Consider the following 20,016-nt stretch of genomic DNA (forward strand, 5'->3'; position numbering starts at 1 on the left):
ATATAGATTGGCATATAAGCTAACTTGGTCTAAAAGTCTGCCAGATCACCCTTAGTTTCTAACCAGGTTTTTCTATCTCCAGAACGCTTCTTAGCAAGCAGCATATCCATTACTGCCATTGTATCTTCTACATCATCAATCGTTAACTGAACGAGTCTACGGGTATTAGGATCCATGGTGGTCTCTCTTAACTGAAGAGGATTCATCTCACCTAGTCCTTTAAATCGGGTAACCTGCACTTTGCCTTTCTTCTTTTCAGCCGTGATCCGGTCTAAAATGCCATCTTTTTCCGCCTCATCCAGCGCGTAAAAAACCTCTTTACCTACATCAACACGGAACAGTGGCGGCATAGCAACATAAACATGGCCATGCTCAACCAACACCTTATAATGCTTCATAAACAGTGCGCACAGCAAGGTCGCAATATGCAGCCCATCAGAATCAGCATCCGCTAATATACATATTTTACCGTATCTAAGCTCGGAAATATCTTCACAATCTGGATCGCAGCCTATTGCCACAGAGATATCATGAACCTCTTGCGACGCTAACACTTGGCTTGCATCCACCTCCCACGTGTTTAAGATCTTACCACGAAGGGGCATAATTGCCTGAAATTCACGATCTCGCGCCTGTTTTGCACTTCCGCCAGCAGAGTCTCCTTCCACAAGGAAGAGCTCCCCACGCATTGGGTCTTGGCCACTACAATCAGTTAATTTACCCGGTAGTGCAGGACCAGATGTCACCTTCTTTCGCGCAACCTTTTTAGCAGACTTTAAACGCTTCTGTGCGTTGTTAATACACATCTCAGCGAGGGCTGCTGCTTGGTCTGTATGGGTATTGAGCCACAAACTAAAGGCATCTCTTACGATACCCGATACAAATGCCGCACTTTGACGGCTTGAAAGCTTCTCTTTAGTTTGACCTGCAAATTGAGGATCTTGCATCTTCACCGACAAGATAAAGCTACTACGATCCCAGATATCTTCTGGGGTTAACTTTATTCCTCTGGGAATAAGGTTGCGAAACTCACAAAACTCACGCATCGAGTCCAATAAGCCCTGCCTGAAACCGTTAACATGGGTGCCACCTAGAGGCGTAGGGATCAGGTTAACATAACTTTCATTAAGGTAATCCCCGCCCTCTGGTAACCAAGTAATAGCCCAATCAACCGCCTCTTGATTTCCCTTCATCGAGCCCACAAAAGGATCTTCAGGTAGCATCAAGGAGTCTTTTACCGAGGAGATAAGGTAATCGGTCAGGCCACTTTCATAGTGCCATTCTGTTGTCTCATCGGTCTGTTTATTGACAAACTTAATCTTAAGCCCAGGGCATAAGACAGCCTTTGCTCTTAACAGGTAGGTCAGCTTGGGAATGGAGAAATTAGCGGAGTCGAAATAGCTAGGGGTTGGCCAAAAATGCACTCGAGTACCTGTATTACGTCGACCACAAGTGCCAGTCTCAGTTAGATCTTCAACCTTATCACCATGCTCAAAAGCCATATCATAAACAAGGCCATTTCGGCGTACAGTTATCTCTACTCGGTTAGATAAAGCGTTAACGACTGAGATACCTACACCGTGTAAACCACCTGAAAACTGATAGTTGTCGTTAGAGAACTTACCGCCAGCATGAAGTTTGGTTAAGATAAGTTCGACACCAGGGATCCCCTCTTCAGGGTGGATATCGATCGGCATACCACGGCCATCATCGATAACTTCAAGAGAGTTATCTTTATGCAAAATAACATCAATTTTAGTTGCATGCCCCGCCAGAGCTTCATCGACACTGTTATCAATAACCTCTTGTCCTAAATGGTTCGGACGCGTGGTGTCGGTATACATACCAGGGCGGCGTTTTACAGGATCCAGTCCATTAAGGACTTCAATTGCATCAGAGGTATATTGATTTGTCATGGCACACATATTTTATAGTTATTAAGGCCATGTTGCGGCCCTGTATGGTTATTTGTCAAGAAACAGAAACTGACAGATCCTTTTCAACTTCTTATCATAGCCAACAAAGCTATGGTCACCGCCAGCCTCAAGTAGTAATTGGCAACAGTGATATTTCTGAACGGCTTGTCGATAATCGAGGACTTCGTCACCCGATTGCAGTAGGACTAAAAATCGATCAGGATTTAAAATAGCCTCTGTATTAAACGCTTTTACATCATCTTTATGCTGCGCAACCACTTGATAATGCTCGTCTGTATAGGGGTTATATTGAGACCCTATAAATTCATCAAACAGTTCAAACGGTTTTACTGCTGGATTAATCAGTACTGCTCGGCCACCATATTTCTCAACTAAGTAACTGGCATAGTAACCACCAAGAGATGAGCCAATAAAATTCAGCGTCTCACCTTGCGCTAATGCTGACTCTACGATCGATGATAACAGTGTCACGCCATCAGTTGGGTCTGGAGGTAGTTGAGGCTGATGGAAAGTAATATCAGGGTAAAATTCAGCCATAAACTGGGCTGTCACTATCCCCTTTTCCGATAGAGGGGAGCTATTAAACCCATGGATATAAAGCAGCATAATTCCTCATATATAAGATTATGCAAACACCCTATAATCTTAAGATATCAATTTAATTGAATTTTAAAAACTCATAAAACGATCGATTGAATGCTAACACTTGCTAGGGTTTCTACCAAGTACAATGGCCGAAATATGTCACTTAGAACCATTATATCGCTCAATTTGCGTTAAGTTAACGCCAGTTTAGCTCGAGGGTAAAATAACTCCTCTTAGCAAAGACCACTAAGCCTGATGTATCTAATACCCGCTAGCACTTTTATCCGGAGAGAAAAGCTCACCAGGAACTCGGTATACATTCGTTAAGATATTGCCATCGGCTTTAAGCTCAAGCAGACGATAGCCTGGCTGAACGGCATCCAATGCAAAATAGGAAGATTTAGGTTTGAACTGAATGCAAGTTGAGGGCGTAGCCATCAACTTTATCGGGCCGTGGTGCCCAGAATACTCTTGATCTATCTGTTGGTGTACATGCCCCCATAGCAGACCTTTAACTTGCGGGATCTTAGCAACCAATTCAAGAAACTCACTGCCGTTACTCATCCAGTGCTGATCCAGCCAAGCACAGCCCACTAAAATAGGATTATGATGCATAGCAAGTAAGATATGACGATCTGGTTGATCCTCAGCGGCCGCTTTAATAAGCTCAAACTCCGCATCAGACATGTAACCACCAGGCTTACCACGAACAGTTGAGTCCAACATGATAACCTGCCAGCTGCCGACCAAAATACGTCTATGACCAAAAATCTTAGGCCCCTGCATATTCAATCGCATGATCCTAGGGTCATCATGATTTCCAGGTAAGTAATGGCAAGGTAGGCCGAGAGGAGAGATCGCTTTAACAAAGTTATGATATGACTCAGCTGAGTAATCTTGACTAATATCGCCAGATGCCAACATAAAATCCGCTGGATAGTGAACAGCATCAATCGTATTCAGAACCGCACGCAAACTCTGGGCTGTATTGACACCTAATAGCTGTGCATCGTGATCGGCAAACAGATGTGGATCCGTAACTTGTACGATCTTCACGCTAGCTTCAACATCAATGGAATAAGAGATAGCCTCTTCTAACACATTCTAACCCTAAGATTCTGACAGACAAATGGCACTCATATGGCCACCTATCTTTAATAACTCTTCTAGAAAAGCATTCACTTGATACTTTTCGTCTCGATGGTACATACGTATATTTGGATAATCATATACTGGACTTAACCGAGAAATCTGTCGACTAGTTAACACTTCTGCTAATTTAGCATCATGATAAACACGAACTGATACGCAAGGTGAATGAATATAATCAGATTTACCTACGCACCTAGAGATCTCAATAAGCTGGGTATAACTGGTATTTTCGAGTAATCGTACATTCAGGCAACCAATACCCTCTTCAACCACCCAAGCATCTCCTTGGCTAGCATCACTAGGTAACCACCTTAAGATATGGAAATAATTTCGACCACAAAGTGATAAAAATTTATTGATATCAGGTTGGTATCTCTTAGTATTTAAATTTCCATTAAGAGGGCGCGCCATCTTACTCACTACTCGTTCCTTCAATACGACAAAAGTTTTAGGGTTATTTTTGCAAATTCTGATAGTTCAGTTCAAGCCATTGAAGCCCAATAACAGTAGATGCATTATTGATTATACCATCTTTAACTAAAGTAAATGCTTGTTCGCGGCTCATTACATGCACTTGAATATCTTCATCCTCCTCATCAAGCCCATGAACGCCTTGCGCTAAACTGGCATCCACTTCAGCCCAAAAGAAGTCAAACTTCTCACTTGTGCCACCAGGACTTGAAAAATAGCTAGAGATTAAATTGACCTGTTTGGCTTTAAGTCCCGACTCCTCCAGTAATTCTCGATGTGCAACATCAAGGGCTACTTCATTGGGTTCTATCATCCCCGCCACTAACTCTAATAACCAAGGGGTTTGCCCCGAGCGGATAACAGGGATACGGATCTGCTCTATCAACACAACTTGATCTGTAACGGGATCATAGGGAAGTACCACGACAGCATCCCCACGCTCAAACACCTCTCTTTTTACCTCACCACTCCAACCACCTTTAAACAATTTATGCTTAAATCGATATTCATCCATGGTAAAGAAACCATTAAATATACTCTTCACTTCCAACAGTTCGATATCTTGGCGATTGAATTTCTGTTTCATTCCTATCCCTCTATTTAATCTGGTTACAACAAGCCAGAATAAAAAATAATATAATAAGTCCTTAGTATTAAGAGTAGAGCCAATTTTAAGAGAAAAAACATAATTAAAATTAAAAACTGTTACACTTCCGAGTTGACTTAAAAACTGGTAATTTCTTAATATCTATCTTTAAAAGATTACCACCATTAAGTTTAGATGTATCGGGAAGCGTCGGGAAGCGCAAACCGCCTCGCATTGATGTGCAAGGTATCATTTAGCTCTAACAAGTTAATTTGCTCCTCCAGTGGAGGATTTTGTCTAAAAAGGACAACTAATGAAATTCAAGATCCGAACGATATGTGCAGCCCTAACGCTTGCAGCAACCTCTTCAGCGGTTCAAGCCGATGACTTATTGCAGATATATCAACAGGCGCTAACAAGCGATCCCGTTGCGCTACAAGCTCAGGCTCAACGTGATTCACTGTATGAACAGATAGAAGAGAATCGTGCACCTTTACTTCCAACAATCAGTGCAAGCGTTGGTTACGGTAAAAGCTGGCGTGATGAGCAAACTCTACCTCAAACAGACTCTAGCGGGCTCAAGGCTGCTATCAGTTTAAACCAAGTGATCTATGATCACAGCGCTTGGGTAGGATTAAGCTTAGCAGAGCTAGCCGCTTCTCAGGCTGACTCTATTTACGCATCCACCTTACAAACCTTAATTATCCGTGTAACTACGGCATACTTCGATGTGCTTTCTGCAAAAGATAATTTCGAGTTTAAAGGCTCTGAAAAACGTGCAATTGAGCGTCAGTTAGAGCAAACAAAGCAAAGATTTGCTGTAGGTCTAACTGCAATTACCGATGTACATGAAGCTCAGGCTCAATACGATTTAGCCCGCGCATCTGAGATTTTAGCTGAAAACCAGCTTATCAATAGTTACGAAGCCTTACGTGAAATCACTGGTATCGATCATAAGTCTATCAATATTCTAGACACTAACCGTTTCACCGCTGTCACCCCGACACCAACACTATCGAGTGATTGGTTAAAGATGGCTGAAACAAACAGTGTCGATCTGATGACTAATCGCATCGGTAAAGATATCGCCCAAGAGACGATTACGCTTTATAAAGCTGGCCATATGCCCTCTTTAAGCTTAAATGCTGGTTATGATACCAACATTGAGCAGGAGAACCAAAATGGCTCTCAAAATGATTTTGATAATGCCAATGTAGCATTACAGCTTAGTATTCCTATTTTTGAAGGCTTTAAAGTCAGCTCAAAAGTGAATCAGGCTCAATACCAGTTTGTTGAAGCAAGTGAGAAGATGGAGCAGACCTACCGTAAAGTGGTTAAAGATGTCCGCAACAACTTTAATAACGTCGGTGCTTCAATCAGTTCAATCAAGGCTTATGAGCAATCTGTCGTTTCATCTGAGAGTGCACTCAGTGCTACCCAAGCAGGTTTTGAAGTGGGTACTCGTACAATTGTCGATGTACTAAACCGTACTCGTGATCTATATGACTCTAAGCGTCAGCTATCCGATGCAAGATACAGTTATATCAAATCAATTCTCGCGCTAAAGCAAGCGGCTGGAACCTTGAATGAAGATGATGTAATCGCCATCAACAATGGCCTAATAGCTCAAACTACAAACCCATAGGTCATAATCAGCTTGGCTGTGACAGCAAGCTGTCTTATACCGATTGATATTAAATAAAAAACCGCCAGTTAATCAGATTAACTGGCGGTTTTTTTAATGTTAAAACATTAGAAAACCAGTTCAACACCAGCGAAGTAACCTTTGAATTGAGAGTTTGTGCTCACACCATCAAAGTCATTCACATCGAAGCTAAAATCACGGTAACCTAGGCGCACCTTAGTATCGAGTGCTACGCCATCAAACTGCCAGCCTAGACCCACAGAGTAATCGTAAACACTTGTCTCATCGACACCTAGCATCACCTCAGCAAAACCATAAAGTCCAAGACCTGGCACGCCAACTTGTGCATCTGCGTAAGCCATTACGATACCGCTATCTAGATCTTTCTCTGCAGAGACACGACCTTGAGTCTCTGTATGGTTAACACGCAGTGAGCCATGCATCTTCTTATAAGCTGCACCTAAATCTAGTGCCACTAAGTCGTTGTCTAACAACTCATAGTAAAGAACGAAGTCAGTATTGCTTAAGTTAGTACTCGTGCTCACAGCACCATCAAAAGTGGTTCCACCAAACTCAAAGCCATCAACAGTCGCACTACCGTTATCATCCAAACGGTTTTCTCTAATTTTCACATTAGGAACCAATGGAATAGGATGCTCTACTGCAACCCAGATACTGCCCTGAGAAGATGAGCTGTAGTTAAAATCTTGTTGAGGTTGACCGCTCTCAGCAAAAGTACCACTGGTATCAGCTTGCCAGTAGTCACCACCAACTTTAAAGCCGACAAGAGTTGAAGCCTGTGCAGAAGTTGCAGCCAATGAACCCAATAGCGCACACGCTAGTAATGTTTTTTTCATTTTGAAATTAACCTTTAGTTAATAAGTTAGTTAGATCAATCACCGCAGCGTTCGCGCGGGAAATATAGTTAGCCATCACTAAAGAGTGATTAGCCACAACACCAAATCCAGAACCATTTAAAACAATAGGACTCCAAACCGCTTGCTGTGTCTCCTCCAGTTCACGAATAATTTGCTGCAAACTGACCTCGGCATTCTTTTTACGCAGTACATCAGCGAAATCGACCTCAATCGCCTTCATAAAGTTCAGCAGAGCCCAAGTGGCACCACGAGTCTCATAAAAGACATCATCAATTTTCCACCAACTTGTTTTAATCTGCATACTGGCAAGATTAGGGGTAGATTGCGACGCCTCGCTGTCACCAGCAAGATCGGTATTTAAGCGCTCCTGACCAACACTTGCAGATAGTCGTTGTGACATGCTACCAAGGCGCTTCTGCACCTCTTTAAGCCACTCATTTAAGTTGTCTGCACGGGCATAAAACTGTGCATCTTGATTATTCACATCGGCAATTTTTGCACGATAAACCTTAAGCAGCTTAATCGCATCTTTATACTCACCTTCTGCACTAGGAACAAGCCAGCTGGTGTGCTCAATATTCAGTTTAGAATGTGCGGCAAGCAAGTCTGCATCAGCAGCAGACTGGGATTGAGAGCGGCTAAACTCTTTACGCATAATAAGTGCAAGATCTCTGGCTTGCTCTAACGCACCAAACTCAAACGCCGGCATATTATCCATAAAGATTGAAGGGGGCAAAACATCATTGGATAGCCAACCGCCACTTTTTCCTAAAAGTGTCTCCATCGTCAAAATTAACGATGTCGTTGTTGCATAGCCAACCACCTCATGATTGCTCTGACTTCTTAGCTCTTGAGGCTTAATCGTATCAGGCTCAATGCTCCACCAAACACTAATAAAGTAACCAATTAACAATATAAGCACTGCAATTCCAGCACCTTTTTTCCATGTCATCTGCATCTGTTGCGCTCCTTATCTATATCCAAAATTCAATTAATGGTGATGATCATGACTGTGCATTTTAGCCATTCCTTGCTTACTCACCACTAAGTTGATGGGGAGTTTACTACCATCATCAAAGATTAAAACTAGCTCAAGAGTTTCACCGGAAACCAACGGCTGCTTCAACCCCATCAGCATCACATGTTCACCAGACTCATTTAGGGCTAACGTGCCGTGCTTAGGGATCTCAAAGCTAGATACCTGACGCATCTTAACCATGCCATCCTCATCTAACACCGTATGTAATTGAGCCTCATCAGTAAAAGTAGTCTCAACACCAACTAGTTTTATGCTTGGGCCATGATTCATCAAGGTAAAGTAAGCTGCGCTGTTTGGTACACTAGGTGGCATCGCTCTGATATGCCCATCCACTAACATTACACTAGCTAGAGAGGAGAAAGAGATTGACATCAGGACGAGCAAATTAAACACTTGTTTGAATATCTGTTTCAATGTATTAAACTCCATTTAACCCCATTCGTCTAAGAGGATATAACGAAATGAGTACAATTCAGGTTCAGGATGAGCAAGGCGTTAGAATAATTACAATTAATCGCCCCGAAAAGCGTAACGCACTCAGCCTTGAGATGTACACTAGCCTCACAGAATACCTTATCCAAGGTGAGTCGGACAACGCAATTCATGCCTTTTTAATCAAAGGGCAAGCAGAATGTTTCACCTCAGGCAATGATGTTGCAGACTTTTTAACAAATAGTAATCTGGACGCAGAACATCCTGCTTTTCGTTTCTTGTTCACGCTACTGGATCTAACAAAACCAATTGTTGCCGCAGTAACAGGAGCTGCAGTGGGGATCGGCACCACCTTATTACTCCACTGCGATCTTGTTTACGCCGCGCCCTCTGCAAAATTTCAACTACCTTTTATTAACTTAGCCCTTGTACCTGAAGCTGGGGCAAGCTTATTACTTCCTCAACTCGTTGGTTTGCAGAAAGCCTCTGAACTTTTGCTCCTTGGCGAGAGTTTTGGGCCAGAAACGGCTAAATCACTCAATATCATTAATGAGTTAGTGCCCGGTGATAAAGTATTTGAACACTCACTCTCTAAAGCAAAAAAATTAGCTAGCCAGCCACCTCAAGCACTCCAAGCAACACGTGCGCTACTTCGTCCCAATAAAGAACAGATACGGGATCAGATGAAGATGGAACTTAAAGAGTTTGAGACAAGATTGAAAAGTGATGAAGCTAAAATGCGCTTTCAGGCTTTTCTAAAAAAATAATAAAACTCTCGATAAAAAACTAGATATTGAACGGAAAAGTTAGGCTAGTCTATTTGGCTAGCTTGGCTTACACCCCAAGTCGCGAGCAGAAGAAGTAACACTGGCCACAATAGTGAAAAACCAGTAAAAATCATAACTAGCGCAGCTGCAATACACAGCGCAGAAACCAAAGCGATAACACTAAATGCTAAGGTTAACCAAAGCAGTACAATCAGTAATATCACACCAGCAAAGAGTAAACTCCACACACTAAAACCCATCCAGAATACAGGTTCAGCACCTAAAACGACGCCAGTAAATAGCTCAGCAGTTCCCCAAGTTTGTACCGCCGCGATTAAGATACTCACAGCCAAAATGACGATACTAAATCCAATCAGTAGATCCAAAATTCTTTTCATTGTTATGCTTCGCTTTAACTTCATAGAGGCGTACGCTGAATTAGCATAGCGATGTTCCATGAATGATTAAGCCTATTCTCAGTAGCCACTTTTTTGCCATTTAGGTAATACCAAAGCTAATACAAAGTAGACTAACAGTCCCAAACCAGGATTCATGATCACAGCTAATGCCCAAACTACCCTCGTCCACAAGCATGACCAATCAAACTTATCAGCCATCATGGCTGCCATACCACATACTAGCGTATCGGGCTGCTTCATCCTTGAAATATAGCCACTTAACGAATCTAAACTACTCATAAATTTCTCCATACATTAAAAATATCTTGCTAGAAAGCTCAGTTACCAGTCTTAAACTTTGTGCCAATTAAATCTGCATACTATTAAGGCACAAAGCGCAAAACTAAATACAGGGGTCAATAACAGGGCCACAATGTCCGACGTAAATAACATATTTATTCCTTAACCATGGCACTTGTAATTGCGAGTTCAGTTGGCTCTTGAGCAAGTTGCTCTGCTTCATCTGACTCTTCTGCATCGAACATGCTTGAAGAAAGTTGTGCTTGTAGTGAGATGCTTAACTCTCTTTGAGCTACCTGCATCATATCTTGCATCTGTGCAGCAATATTCTGCTCAAGATTACTGGTTAAATCTGTAGGAATAAGTGTGTCGGCATTTGCTGTTGCACTTGCTCCCATTAATACTGCTACGACTAAAGATGACTTTGCTATTTTGCTGATAGTTGAATTAAACATGATTCCTTCCTCTCTATGATTTAAGTAATTTGTAGAGTGATTAACTCTTTGACATAGAAGGTATTGCGAGGAGCGTGCCAACTTTTTAATAACAAGGTAAATAACTGTAAAGTAACAACAATTATCATAAATAAGGATAAGGTAAAACAAAGTTGCAACTGAGATTATTTAGGTTTTGGTGAATTTCACTATGGGCTAGTGAAATTCACCAAGTAAATAAGATGATTGCAAAATAAATGGAGACGAAAACAAAAAAACCGCCTTTATTGGCGGTTTTTATTTAGCAATTACACTTAAGAAGTCATATTTTTTCTTGCTTGTTCAATGACTTCTATACCGGAACCTGGCTTATGCGCATTTTCACTTATATAGCGCCTCCAGATCCTAGAACCCACTTCCCCTTGAAACAATCCAGTCATATGGCGAGTAATATGATTCAAACGACCACCGGCTTGCAGGTGTTTCTCTATATAGGGAATAAATTTCTCTAAAACAGCATCTCGGCTTAATACAGGTTTATCTAATCCACAAAGCTGCTGATCGACCTTAGCCAAAATATAGGGGTTTTGATACGCTTCACGCCCAACCATCACACCATCTAATTTCACCAAATGAACCTTGCACTCCTCTAATGACTTCACACCGCCATTAATAGAGATGCTTAAATCGGGGTAATCACGCTTAAGTTGATATACTCTATCGTAGTCCAGTGGTGGGATCTCACGGTTCTCTTTTGGACTTAAGCCCTGCAACCAAGCTTTTCTGGCATGAACAATAAAGGTGTCGCAACCTGCATCTCTAACTGTTTCTACAAACTCAGTTAAAAACTCATAACTATCTTGTTCATCGATACCAATACGCGTCTTTACGGTCACCGGAATATCAGCCACTGCCCGCATAGCCGTCACACATTCAGCAACTAATGAAGGCTCTGCCATCAGGCAAGCACCAAAACGCCCACTCTGTACACGATCTGAAGGACAACCAACATTTAAGTTGATCTCATCATAGCCTCGCTCAACTGCCTGTTTGGCACAAATCGCCAAATCATGTGGATTAGAACCGCCGAGTTGCAAGGCTAAAGGGTGTTCCTCCTCGTTATACGCGAGGTAATCTCCCTTACCATGAATAATTGCCCCTGTGGTGACCATCTCAGTGTAAAGAAGCAGTTCTGCTGACATCAAACGAGCTAGATAACGATAGTGACGATCGGTCCAATCCAGCATGGGCGCGATTGAGAAGGTGCGATTGAGAGGTTTTACTGATGATTTTGTGTTTTGCGACGACATATGACTAACCAATAAATAAACAGAGCAGAACGAGCATAGCCGCGCATTTTACACTGACAGAGGAGAAATGCACAGCGGATTCCCCCATTGCAATCCCATAGTCTGTAGTCGTTAAAAGGCTGTCATAGATTCTTTATCAGCCGATTAGCACTTGTTTTTTAGCATAAGAGAGTGATTTTACCGCACTACTTTTCATTACAGAATACAACTTTAAAGCTGAACTCTAGTCCAAAATAGCCTAACCTTTACTAGAGCAGCGGAAAAATATCACTATCATCGCCATACCATTTTTTAATTAGGGGATAATGAATATATGAATGTTAATTTTATCAACCCTTTTCTTGAGTCGTTAATTAACGTCATCTCTACCATGGCCAATATGCAGTTAACACCGGGTAAACCTGGGTTAAAACAGGGTAACTTAGCTAAAGGAGATGTTTCAGGCCTTATCGGTATGGTGGGCCCACAAACAAAAGGCTCACTCTCTATCACCTTCGAACTCAACCTTGTGCTTGAGATCATGCAAAATATGCTGGGGGAAAATCCCGGTATGATGAATGAAGAGATCACAGATCTTGTTGGCGAGATCACCAATATGGTGACAGGAGGTGCTAAAAATAAACTAGGCGATAAAGGCTACGAGTTTGATATGGCGACGCCCATTGTCGTATCGGGAATAGGCCACACCATCTCTCATAAAGCCAACGGTAAAAAAATTATCATGCCTTTTACCAGTCCACATGGCGCTGCTTATATTGAGATCTGCTTCGAAGATGTCAATAAAACACCAGAAGCAACTTCGACCGATGCCGAGCCAAATGAAGCCGAAAATGATGAGGCTAAAAGTGAAAGCGACAACAAAGCTGCCACTAATGAAGATACCAATAGTAAAGATAACACTGACGAAGAGGCAGCTCCCAAATCTTAATGACTCAATAAGAGGTGCCTCAGTACATAAAGGTGGAGTAACTTAAAAGGGTTGATTTACCATGACCCAAAACTGGCTTTCCTCACCGCTATAGGCAAACTCAGTTCTCACCACCACACTTTCAACTTCAAATCGAACCCCCGCTCCTAAAGTCCACTTCATATCTTGATGTAGCTCATTAAAGCTAAACTTGTCACTCACTTGTCCAGTTTCTGCAAACACAACCCACTGCCACCAAGGAACATTATATAGATTAAATACAGGTAAGCTTTGTAGCGGTTGCCACTTCGGCTGCACTCTATATTCAGCGGAGTAAAGCACTGCACTGCGCCCTACAAATTCATCACTAGAATACCCCCGCAAACTATCGAAACCACCTAAGCTGATCCCAGCAAAAGCCGGGGGTCGATGATACTCACCAGTTATATAATCTCCATCATTCCAAGTTGGAGTGTCGGCTAAATAAAGGTTGAGCGCTAATGTTTGCTGCTCGAACCAGCTATTATTACCTATCGAAAGAAAAGCACTCTGCTCAAACTCCCAAGTTGTCCAGCTTTGACGATCATCGGCGTTTCTGCCAGAGTCCCCACCAAAATCGCGACTCAGGGTAAAACTGGTGCGACCGCCGCTATGGCTATTTTTACCATTGTCTCTGTTATCCCAATCCAGCTTTAACTTGAGCCCCTGTGCCTTGGTTGGCAAATCATCAAAGCCTGTAAGGTCTTGGGTTTGGATAAAAGGAGTTAAGGTAATACTCGACACACCTGACTCTCTAGGATCCCAGCTAATAGCTCCCCCTTTAGCAAGCAGACTTCTGGCCGCCCCTTGTGAGCCTCTGCCCCATGGCAACACATACTTAAGATGTAACTTGGCATAGGTCTCATCGCCAACAGTGACCACCTTATCAGTCGGCAATCCCACATTATGGTGGGGTTCTTCACCATTAGGGACAAAATAGATCCCTTGTTTATAACTCGCTCTATAGTACTCAGCAGAAAAAAGCCACCGCTCTAAACTAGGCAGTTGATAGTTATACGCACCTAAGTATGTCAGCCAACTGTCATTCTTACTGTAGAGGCCAATTCCCAATAAAGAGGCTTGCACCTGCCCAGCGTGTTTAAGTACTCCAGCACCACCTACGGTGGTACTTAAGGTTTCAGTAGAAAAGATAAAAGGAACCGCCTCAAAGTCAGCTTTGTACTCCCTTTTCTCATCGTATTGTGAAGAAGTTTGCTCAATCTCGACAATGGGGTCTAGCACAGAACCTGCAGTTGGAGAGTCTGACTCAGCGGCTTTAGTAGACGATAAATTAAAGGCGCAATAAAGCGCCAATATCACTTGGTAATTCAATATTTTTTTCAACAATACTTCCACTCAATAATAGGTAACAGACCTAAAAAATTGATACAACTAAGAAGATAAGTATATCTAAATAAGCGACTTATTTTTATATTGCTAGTCTAAGCAAACAGCGACTCTAGGAGTGAGCTTAGTGACCAACTCGTAGGCAATCGTGCCAATATGTTCAGCCACCTCCTCAACGGGCAACTCCTTTCCCCATAAGACGACATCATCACCAATACTATCTTTGGCATCGATGCCAAGATCCACTGTCAACATATCCATAGAGACTCGCCCCACAACAGGAACGCGGCGGCCATTGACCCAAACGGGCGTTCCCTCAGGGGCATTACGGGGATAGCCGTCGCCATAGCCTATTGCGACGACACCTAGTCGAGTATCGGCTTTTGCATGCCAAAAGCAGCCATAGCCAACAGGTTGACCCGCTTTATGTTCTCTGACCGCAATGAGCTGAGACACAAGCTTCATGGCAGGTTCTAAACCATGATTACGTCCAAGATCCCCGATAACAGGGGAAACACCATAAAGCGCAATACCAGGCCTTATCCAATCAGCTTGGCTATCAGGCCAATACAGAGTGCCGGCAGAGTTTGCCAGTGTACGGTAGCCCTTTGAATTTTTTGTCAACGCCTCAAAAACCTGTAGCTGCTCCTGTGTCATCGGATTATCGGGTTCATCGGCGCAGGCAAAGTGAGACATGATATTGATAGGTTTGGCCACTTGAGGACACGCTTCAAGGCGTGCGTAGACCTGTGCAAACTGCTCAGGTGTAAAGCCAAGTCTGTGCATACCAGAATCTAATTTTAACCATACCGTGACAGGCTTAGAGAGGGAGGCATTTTCCAACATATCCAACTGCACTTCGTTATGGATAACGGTATCGATACCATGCTCAACCAAAGTAGTGAGATCCACCTGTCTGAAAAAGCCCTCCAGCAAAACAAGTTTTGCCTTCACGCCACCTGCTCTTAACGCTAACGCTTCCTCTAGCCGAGCAAGCCCGAAACCATCAGCCTCGGTAAGGCAGCTAGCGACATTGAGTAAACCATGGCCATAACCATTCGCCTTTACCACCGCCATAACACTGCTATTGGGCGCAATTTGGCGAAGGCGCGATAAGTTATTTTTTAATGCTTGCGCACTGATCTCTGCACGGGGAAAGGGTTTCAAGCCATAACCTTAATCTTCTTCAAACTGCGGACCTGCATAATTGTCAAAACGAGAAAACTGACCTTGGAAAGTTAAAGGTACGCGCCCAATAGGGCCGTTACGTTGCTTACCAATAATGATCTCAGCAACACCTTTATGTTCAGAATCATCATTATAAACCTCATCACGATAGATAAACATGATGAGGTCGGCATCTTGCTCAATCGCTCCAGATTCACGAAGATCCGAGTTTACTGGACGTTTATCCGCACGTTGCTCCAAAGAACGGTTAAGCTGAGAAAGCGCAATAACTGGGATCTCCAGCTCCTTAGCAAGCGCCTTAAGCGAGCGGGAAATCTCGGAGATCTCTAAGGTACGGTTGTCTTTTAGCGCGGGTACCTGCATCAACTGAAGGTAATCGATCATGATCATAGACAGGCCACCATGTTCACGGGCAATTCGCCTAGCACGACTTCGAACTTCCGTCGGTGTTAAACCTGAGCCATCATCGATATACATCTTACCCTGTTCGAGCATAATCCCCATGGTAGAGGACACTCGGGCCCAATCATCATCATCGAGTTGACCGGTACGAATTTTAGTTTGGTCAACGCGGCCCAATGAGGCCAACATACGCATCATGATCTGTTCTGAAGGCATCTCCAGACTGAAAATAAGCACAGGTTTGTCTTCATTAAGGGCGGCGGCTTCACACAGGTTCATCGCAAAGGTGGTTTTCCCCATAGATGGACGGGCAGCCACAATAATCAAGTCACCGGATTGGAAACCCGCAGTCATCTTATCAAGATCACCAAAACCACTTGAAACCCCTGTCACACCGCCAGTTGGGTTGTTATATAGTGCTTCAATCTTATCCACAGTCTTTTCGAGGATCACCTTGATCCCTTCGGGACCTTCATTGGCATTGGCGCGAGATTCGGCAATCTTAAAGACTTTAGTTTCAGCAAGGTCGAGCAGTTCACTTGAGTTACGCCCTTCTGGATTAAAACCTGCATCGGCTATCTCATTGGCAACCTTGATCATGTCGCGAACCACCGCTCGCTCACGAACAATGTCACCATAGGAGAGAATGTTACCTGCACTTGGCGTATTCTTAGCAATCTCGCCTAAATACGCGAAACCACCCGCTTCTTCGAGTTGATCTTCAACCTCTAACTGCTCAGAAACGGTGATCAAATCCAGAGGTTGACCGGCAGCAATCAAGGCTTCCATCGCATTGAAGATCATTCGATGAGAGCGTGAATAGAAATCTTCCGCCACAACCGCTTCGGCCACTCGATCCCAAGCATCGGAATCTAGCATGAGTCCACCCAGTACAGACTGCTCCGCTTCTAATGAATGCGGCGGCATCTTGAGTGCATCCATCTGGATATCTCTAGGCTTCTTTTTGGCCTTGAAGGCACCTTGTTGTGACATTTAATCTCCAAATTCCCAACGGTTAAGCAAAATATGGTATAAAACCGAGTCAAGCAAAAGGAACCTTATGTTCCCATCCATACAACAACTAAAATAAGGAAAGAACATGCGCAATGCATTGATCTCAGCAGTCTTGCTGTCATCTGGTGTCGTATTGGCATCGAGTGACGCATCTGCCGATGAGGGCCAGTGGCAACCGTATCAGATGCCATCCATCGCTGATAAACTCAGTGAACGTGGCATTAAGATCCCAGCTAAGCAACTTGCCGACCTCACACAATACCCGATGAATGCTGTTGTCGGACTCGGGTATTGTACCGCCAGTTTCGTATCACCCCAAGGCTTAGTTGTCACAAACCATCACTGTGCATATCGCGCCATCCAATATAACAGCAAAAAAGAGCATAATTACATCGCTAATGGCTTTTTAGCCAAGAGTAAAGAGCAGGAGCCAAGTGCGGGTCCCAACGAACGTCTTTACATTACCGAAGCGGTAACCGATGTTTCTGCACTGGTAACCCAAGGGTTAAGCCAAGCTCCCTTAATTCGATATGAAGAGATCCAGTCCAAGCGTAAGGCACTCATTAAAGAGTGTGAAAGCGATGAAAACTACCGCTGCTCGGTTCGTAGCTTTCATAGCGGACTCGAATACTACCTCATCAAACAGCTAATCATTCGCGATGTTCGCCTCGTCTATGCACCACCAAACAGTGTCGGCGCTTTTGGCGGAGATATCGACAACTATGAGTACCCTCGCCACTCTGGCGATTTTACCTTCCTTCGTGCCTATGTCGGTAAAGATGGCAAGCCTGCCGCCTACTCAACAGAGAATGTGCCCTTTACACCTAAGAGCTACCTAAAGATTAATGCCGATGGCGTGAAAGCGGGTGATGGCGTCTTTGCTGCAGGCTACCCCGGTTCTACCAGCCGTTACCGCTTAACCAGTGAACTTAAATTTGCCAGTGACTGGCTCTACCCAACATCAGCCGAGCGCTATCAATTGCGAATAGACACCATCAAGGCGATGGGTGACGCAGATAGTGATATCGCCATAAAATATGCGGGCACTTTGGCGTCTATGGCCAACCGCATGAAGAAATATAATGGTCTGCTAGATGGATTCAAAGCCACCGATATCATAGGCATTAAACAGAGCCGTGAAGATGATTTTCTAACTTGGCTCGCTGGCGATAGCACCTATCAGTCATACCGCACTCAATTCGATCAACTTGAAACTCTATTAGAGAGAAAGCGTATCGGCATGCAAAGCCGTCACTACTTCAACAATGCCCAATCGAGTGATCTACTTAATGCAGCCAATAAACTGTATCGCTTAGCTAAAGAGAAGAGTAAGCCCGATAGCGAACGTGAAGAGGGCTATCAAGAGCGCGATATGAAAATGTTTACAGCGCGCCTAAAGCGCATCGACTCAAGCTTTGATGTCTCTGTTGATAAAACACTTTGGCAGCAAGACCTAGAAGCTTATATGGCCCAAGAGCACCGTGTTGCCGCCTTAGATAAGATGCTCAATGAAGAGGGAAGCTCAAGTATATCCGATAGACTCGATGGGCTCTACGCACTTACCTCTTTAACAAACCAAGAGAAACGTCTGGCTTGGATAGATGCCGATGCCAACGCATTTGAAACCAGCTCAGATCCTTTTATCAGGCTCGCGGTCGCACTCTACCAAACTAATATGGCTCAAGAGAAAGAGAATAAGACACTTCTGGGTGAACTCTCTCAAGCCAGGCCTGGTTTTATGAAAGCCATTATCGCCTATAACACGGCCAAAGGTTGGCCTGTTTATCCAGATGCCAACGGTACATTACGTATCACCTACGGCATGGTCGATGGCTATCAATCACGTGACGCTCTCTATAAGCAACCATTCACCCGACTTGAAGGGATCACTGCCAAGCACACAGGTATTGAACCCTTTAATGCACCTACAAAGATGTTAGATGCTATTAATGAGCAGCGTTATGGCAGCCACAAAGTTGCATCGGTAATTGAAGACCCAAGCAGCTGGATCTGTAGACTCTTTTCATGTCTTGATAAACCAGAAGAGTTTAACTCAGTGCCAGTCAACTTCCTCTCCAGTGTCGATACCACGGGAGGTAACTCAGGCTCCCCCGTATTTAATGGCAAAGGTGAGCTGGTAGGGCTTAACTTCGACTCCACCTATGAGGCGATCACCAAGGACTGGTTCTTCAACCCAACTATCACACGTGCTGTCCACGTCGATATTCGCTATATTCTTTGGATGATGGATGAAGTCGACCATGCTGATAACTTACTTGAAGAGTTGGAACTGGTCAGGAATTAAGGTTGAAGGGGCTAGAGCTCAGGTTCTAGTCCCCAGCCTTTAGTTCCTAGGTTCTAGGTTCTAGAAGCTTTTCTACAAACATAAAAAAACACCGCCTAATCAGATTAGTGCGGTGTTCTCTTTTAAAGCTTCATCTCAACGCCTAAGCATTAATACTCGGCTTTAAACTAATATTAGTCTTCTGCAACAACAGAAAGCTTAACAATAGCTTTAACTTCAGTGTGAACCTGAACTTCAACTTCGAATTCACCAGTAGTACGTAAAGCACCTAGTGGAAGACGAACTTCGCTCTTAGCAAGTTCAACACCAGCAGCTGTAACTGCATCAGCGATATCACGGTTACCAATTGAACCGAATAGCTTGCCTTCGTCACCAGCTTTAGAAGCGATAACAACAGACTCAAGTGCGTTGATTTTATCAGCGCGCTCAGTAGCAACCGCTAGATCAGCAGCTAACTTAGCTTCTAGTTCAGCACGACGTGCTTCAAAAACTTCAGTGTTAGCAGCATTAGCAACAACAGCCTTACCTTGTGGCAGAAGGAAGTTACGTGCGTAACCAGCTTTAACTGCAACTTGGTCACCTAGATTTCCTAGGTTAGCGATTTTATCAAGTAAAATAACGTTCATTATTAATTCCTCTAAATTGTTGCGTATTACTGATGTAAATCAGTGTACGGCAGTAGAGAAAGATAACGAGCACGCTTAATAGCGCGAGCTAGTTGACGTTGATATTTAGCATTTGTACCAGTGATACGACTTGGAACAATTTTACCACTTTCAGTGATATAGTTCTTCAAAGTAACGATATCTTTGTAATCGATCTCGGTAACACCTTCTGCAGTGAAACGGCAGAACTTGCGACGACGGAAATAACGTGCCAT

At 43.5% G+C, this 20,016-nt stretch carries 20 protein-coding genes and 1 pseudogene; 4 read left to right on the forward strand and 17 right to left on the reverse strand.

The features are described 5' to 3' along the window. Positions 1 to 29: 29 nt before the first annotated feature. The 5 genes from parE to nudF all read right to left on the reverse strand — a co-directional run bounded on the left by parE (position 30) and on the right by nudF (position 4,731). Positions 30 to 1,916, reverse strand: a complete 1,887-nt coding sequence (gene parE / locus SWOO_RS21495) for a DNA topoisomerase IV subunit B (protein WP_041417822.1) — start codon at positions 1,914 to 1,916, stop codon at positions 30 to 32. Between the two features lie 48 nt (positions 1,917 to 1,964). After that, complete coding sequence (locus SWOO_RS21500) at positions 1,965 to 2,543, reverse strand: YqiA/YcfP family alpha/beta fold hydrolase (protein ID WP_012326776.1); 579 nt, start codon at positions 2,541 to 2,543, stop codon at positions 1,965 to 1,967. A gap of 240 nt (positions 2,544 to 2,783) precedes the next feature. Beyond that, entirely contained in the window at positions 2,784 to 3,623 is an 840-nt protein-coding gene (gene cpdA, locus SWOO_RS21505) for a 3',5'-cyclic-AMP phosphodiesterase (protein ID WP_012326777.1), read from the reverse strand. Positions 3,624 to 3,632: 9 nt separating this feature from the next. After that, positions 3,633 to 4,085 carry a DUF1249 domain-containing protein gene (locus SWOO_RS21510; RefSeq protein ID WP_012326778.1) on the reverse strand — a complete coding sequence of 151 codons (453 nt, stop codon included), beginning with the start codon at positions 4,083 to 4,085 and terminating at the stop codon, positions 3,633 to 3,635. A gap of 43 nt (positions 4,086 to 4,128) precedes the next feature. Further along, positions 4,129 to 4,731, reverse strand: a complete 603-nt coding sequence (gene nudF, locus SWOO_RS21515) for an ADP-ribose diphosphatase (RefSeq protein ID WP_012326779.1) — start codon at positions 4,729 to 4,731, stop codon at positions 4,129 to 4,131. A 313-nt stretch (positions 4,732 to 5,044) separates the two neighbouring features. Between nudF and tolC the strand changes: the two genes are divergently transcribed. Next, a complete protein-coding gene (tolC, locus tag SWOO_RS21520) occupies positions 5,045 to 6,376 on the forward strand; it encodes an outer membrane channel protein TolC (RefSeq protein ID WP_012326780.1) in 1,332 nt (443 codons plus the stop codon). Between the two features lie 107 nt (positions 6,377 to 6,483). Here tolC and SWOO_RS21525 read toward each other — a convergent pair whose 3' ends face one another. Genes SWOO_RS21525 through SWOO_RS21535 form a run of 3 tightly spaced genes read right to left on the reverse strand, consistent with a single transcriptional unit; the run spans position 6,484 to position 8,722 of the window. Next, the gene (locus SWOO_RS21525; protein ID WP_012326781.1) at positions 6,484 to 7,233 is read right to left on the reverse strand and encodes a TIGR04219 family outer membrane beta-barrel protein; all 750 of its coding nucleotides are present in this window, start codon (positions 7,231 to 7,233) and stop codon (positions 6,484 to 6,486) included. 7 nt (positions 7,234 to 7,240) lie between these two features. After that, positions 7,241 to 8,212: a DUF2333 family protein gene (locus SWOO_RS21530; protein WP_012326782.1), complete on the reverse strand. Its 972-nt coding sequence runs from the start codon at positions 8,210 to 8,212 to the stop codon at positions 7,241 to 7,243. A gap of 33 nt (positions 8,213 to 8,245) precedes the next feature. Further along, positions 8,246 to 8,722: a copper chaperone PCu(A)C gene (locus tag SWOO_RS21535; RefSeq protein ID WP_012326783.1), complete on the reverse strand. Its 477-nt coding sequence runs from the start codon at positions 8,720 to 8,722 to the stop codon at positions 8,246 to 8,248. A gap of 32 nt (positions 8,723 to 8,754) precedes the next feature. Here SWOO_RS21535 and SWOO_RS21540 point away from each other — a divergent pair, with 32 nt between their 5' ends. Continuing rightward, on the forward strand, positions 8,755 to 9,492 hold the full coding sequence (locus tag SWOO_RS21540) for an enoyl-CoA hydratase-related protein (RefSeq protein ID WP_012326784.1): 738 nt from the start codon (positions 8,755 to 8,757) through the stop codon (positions 9,490 to 9,492). 44 nt (positions 9,493 to 9,536) lie between these two features. Here the strand turns inward: SWOO_RS21540 and SWOO_RS21545 are convergent, their stop codons facing one another. The 4 genes from SWOO_RS21545 to dusA form a co-directional block, all read right to left on the reverse strand. Then, entirely contained in the window at positions 9,537 to 9,890 is a 354-nt protein-coding gene (locus SWOO_RS21545) for a hypothetical protein (protein ID WP_041417823.1), read from the reverse strand. Between the two features lie 78 nt (positions 9,891 to 9,968). Beyond that, positions 9,969 to 10,190 (reverse strand): PspC domain-containing protein, encoded by a 222-nt coding sequence (locus tag SWOO_RS21550; RefSeq protein ID WP_012326786.1) that lies wholly within the window; start codon positions 10,188 to 10,190, stop codon positions 9,969 to 9,971. Between the two features lie 155 nt (positions 10,191 to 10,345). Next, positions 10,346 to 10,645 carry a hypothetical protein gene (locus SWOO_RS21555; protein ID WP_012326787.1) on the reverse strand — a complete coding sequence of 100 codons (300 nt, stop codon included), beginning with the start codon at positions 10,643 to 10,645 and terminating at the stop codon, positions 10,346 to 10,348. A gap of 293 nt (positions 10,646 to 10,938) precedes the next feature. Continuing rightward, a complete protein-coding gene (gene dusA / locus SWOO_RS21560; RefSeq protein ID WP_012326788.1) occupies positions 10,939 to 11,934 on the reverse strand; it encodes a tRNA dihydrouridine(20/20a) synthase DusA in 996 nt (331 codons plus the stop codon). A gap of 313 nt (positions 11,935 to 12,247) precedes the next feature. On the opposite strand from dusA, the pseudogene SWOO_RS21565 reads away from it, so the two are divergent. After that, positions 12,248 to 12,709: pseudogene (locus SWOO_RS21565) on the forward strand (chemotaxis protein CheX); the annotation flags it as partial. Positions 12,710 to 12,904: 195 nt separating this feature from the next. Here SWOO_RS21565 and SWOO_RS21570 read toward each other — a convergent pair. The 3 genes from SWOO_RS21570 to dnaB form a co-directional block, all read right to left on the reverse strand. Further along, positions 12,905 to 14,227: a BamA/TamA family outer membrane protein gene (locus SWOO_RS21570; RefSeq protein ID WP_012326790.1), complete on the reverse strand. Its 1,323-nt coding sequence runs from the start codon at positions 14,225 to 14,227 to the stop codon at positions 12,905 to 12,907. A 90-nt stretch (positions 14,228 to 14,317) separates the two neighbouring features. Further along, positions 14,318 to 15,394, reverse strand: a complete 1,077-nt coding sequence (gene alr, locus SWOO_RS21575) for an alanine racemase (protein ID WP_012326791.1) — start codon at positions 15,392 to 15,394, stop codon at positions 14,318 to 14,320. A 9-nt stretch (positions 15,395 to 15,403) separates the two neighbouring features. Further along, positions 15,404 to 16,810, reverse strand: coding sequence for a replicative DNA helicase (dnaB, locus tag SWOO_RS21580; protein WP_012326792.1), 1,407 nt, complete (start codon positions 16,808 to 16,810; stop codon positions 15,404 to 15,406). 106 nt (positions 16,811 to 16,916) lie between these two features. Between dnaB and SWOO_RS21585 the strand changes: the two genes are divergently transcribed. Next, complete coding sequence (locus SWOO_RS21585; RefSeq protein WP_012326793.1) at positions 16,917 to 19,136, forward strand: S46 family peptidase; 2,220 nt, start codon at positions 16,917 to 16,919, stop codon at positions 19,134 to 19,136. A 173-nt stretch (positions 19,137 to 19,309) separates the two neighbouring features. Here SWOO_RS21585 and rplI read toward each other — a convergent pair whose 3' ends face one another. Beyond that, a complete protein-coding gene (gene rplI, locus SWOO_RS21590; protein WP_012326794.1) occupies positions 19,310 to 19,762 on the reverse strand; it encodes a 50S ribosomal protein L9 in 453 nt (150 codons plus the stop codon). 26 nt (positions 19,763 to 19,788) lie between these two features. Then, the gene (gene rpsR / locus SWOO_RS21595) at positions 19,789 to 20,016 is read right to left on the reverse strand and encodes a 30S ribosomal protein S18 (RefSeq protein WP_005497284.1); all 228 of its coding nucleotides are present in this window, start codon (positions 20,014 to 20,016) and stop codon (positions 19,789 to 19,791) included.

The sequence above is a fragment of the Shewanella woodyi ATCC 51908 genome (assembly GCF_000019525.1).
Taxonomy (GTDB): Bacteria; Pseudomonadota; Gammaproteobacteria; order Enterobacterales; family Shewanellaceae; genus Shewanella; species Shewanella woodyi.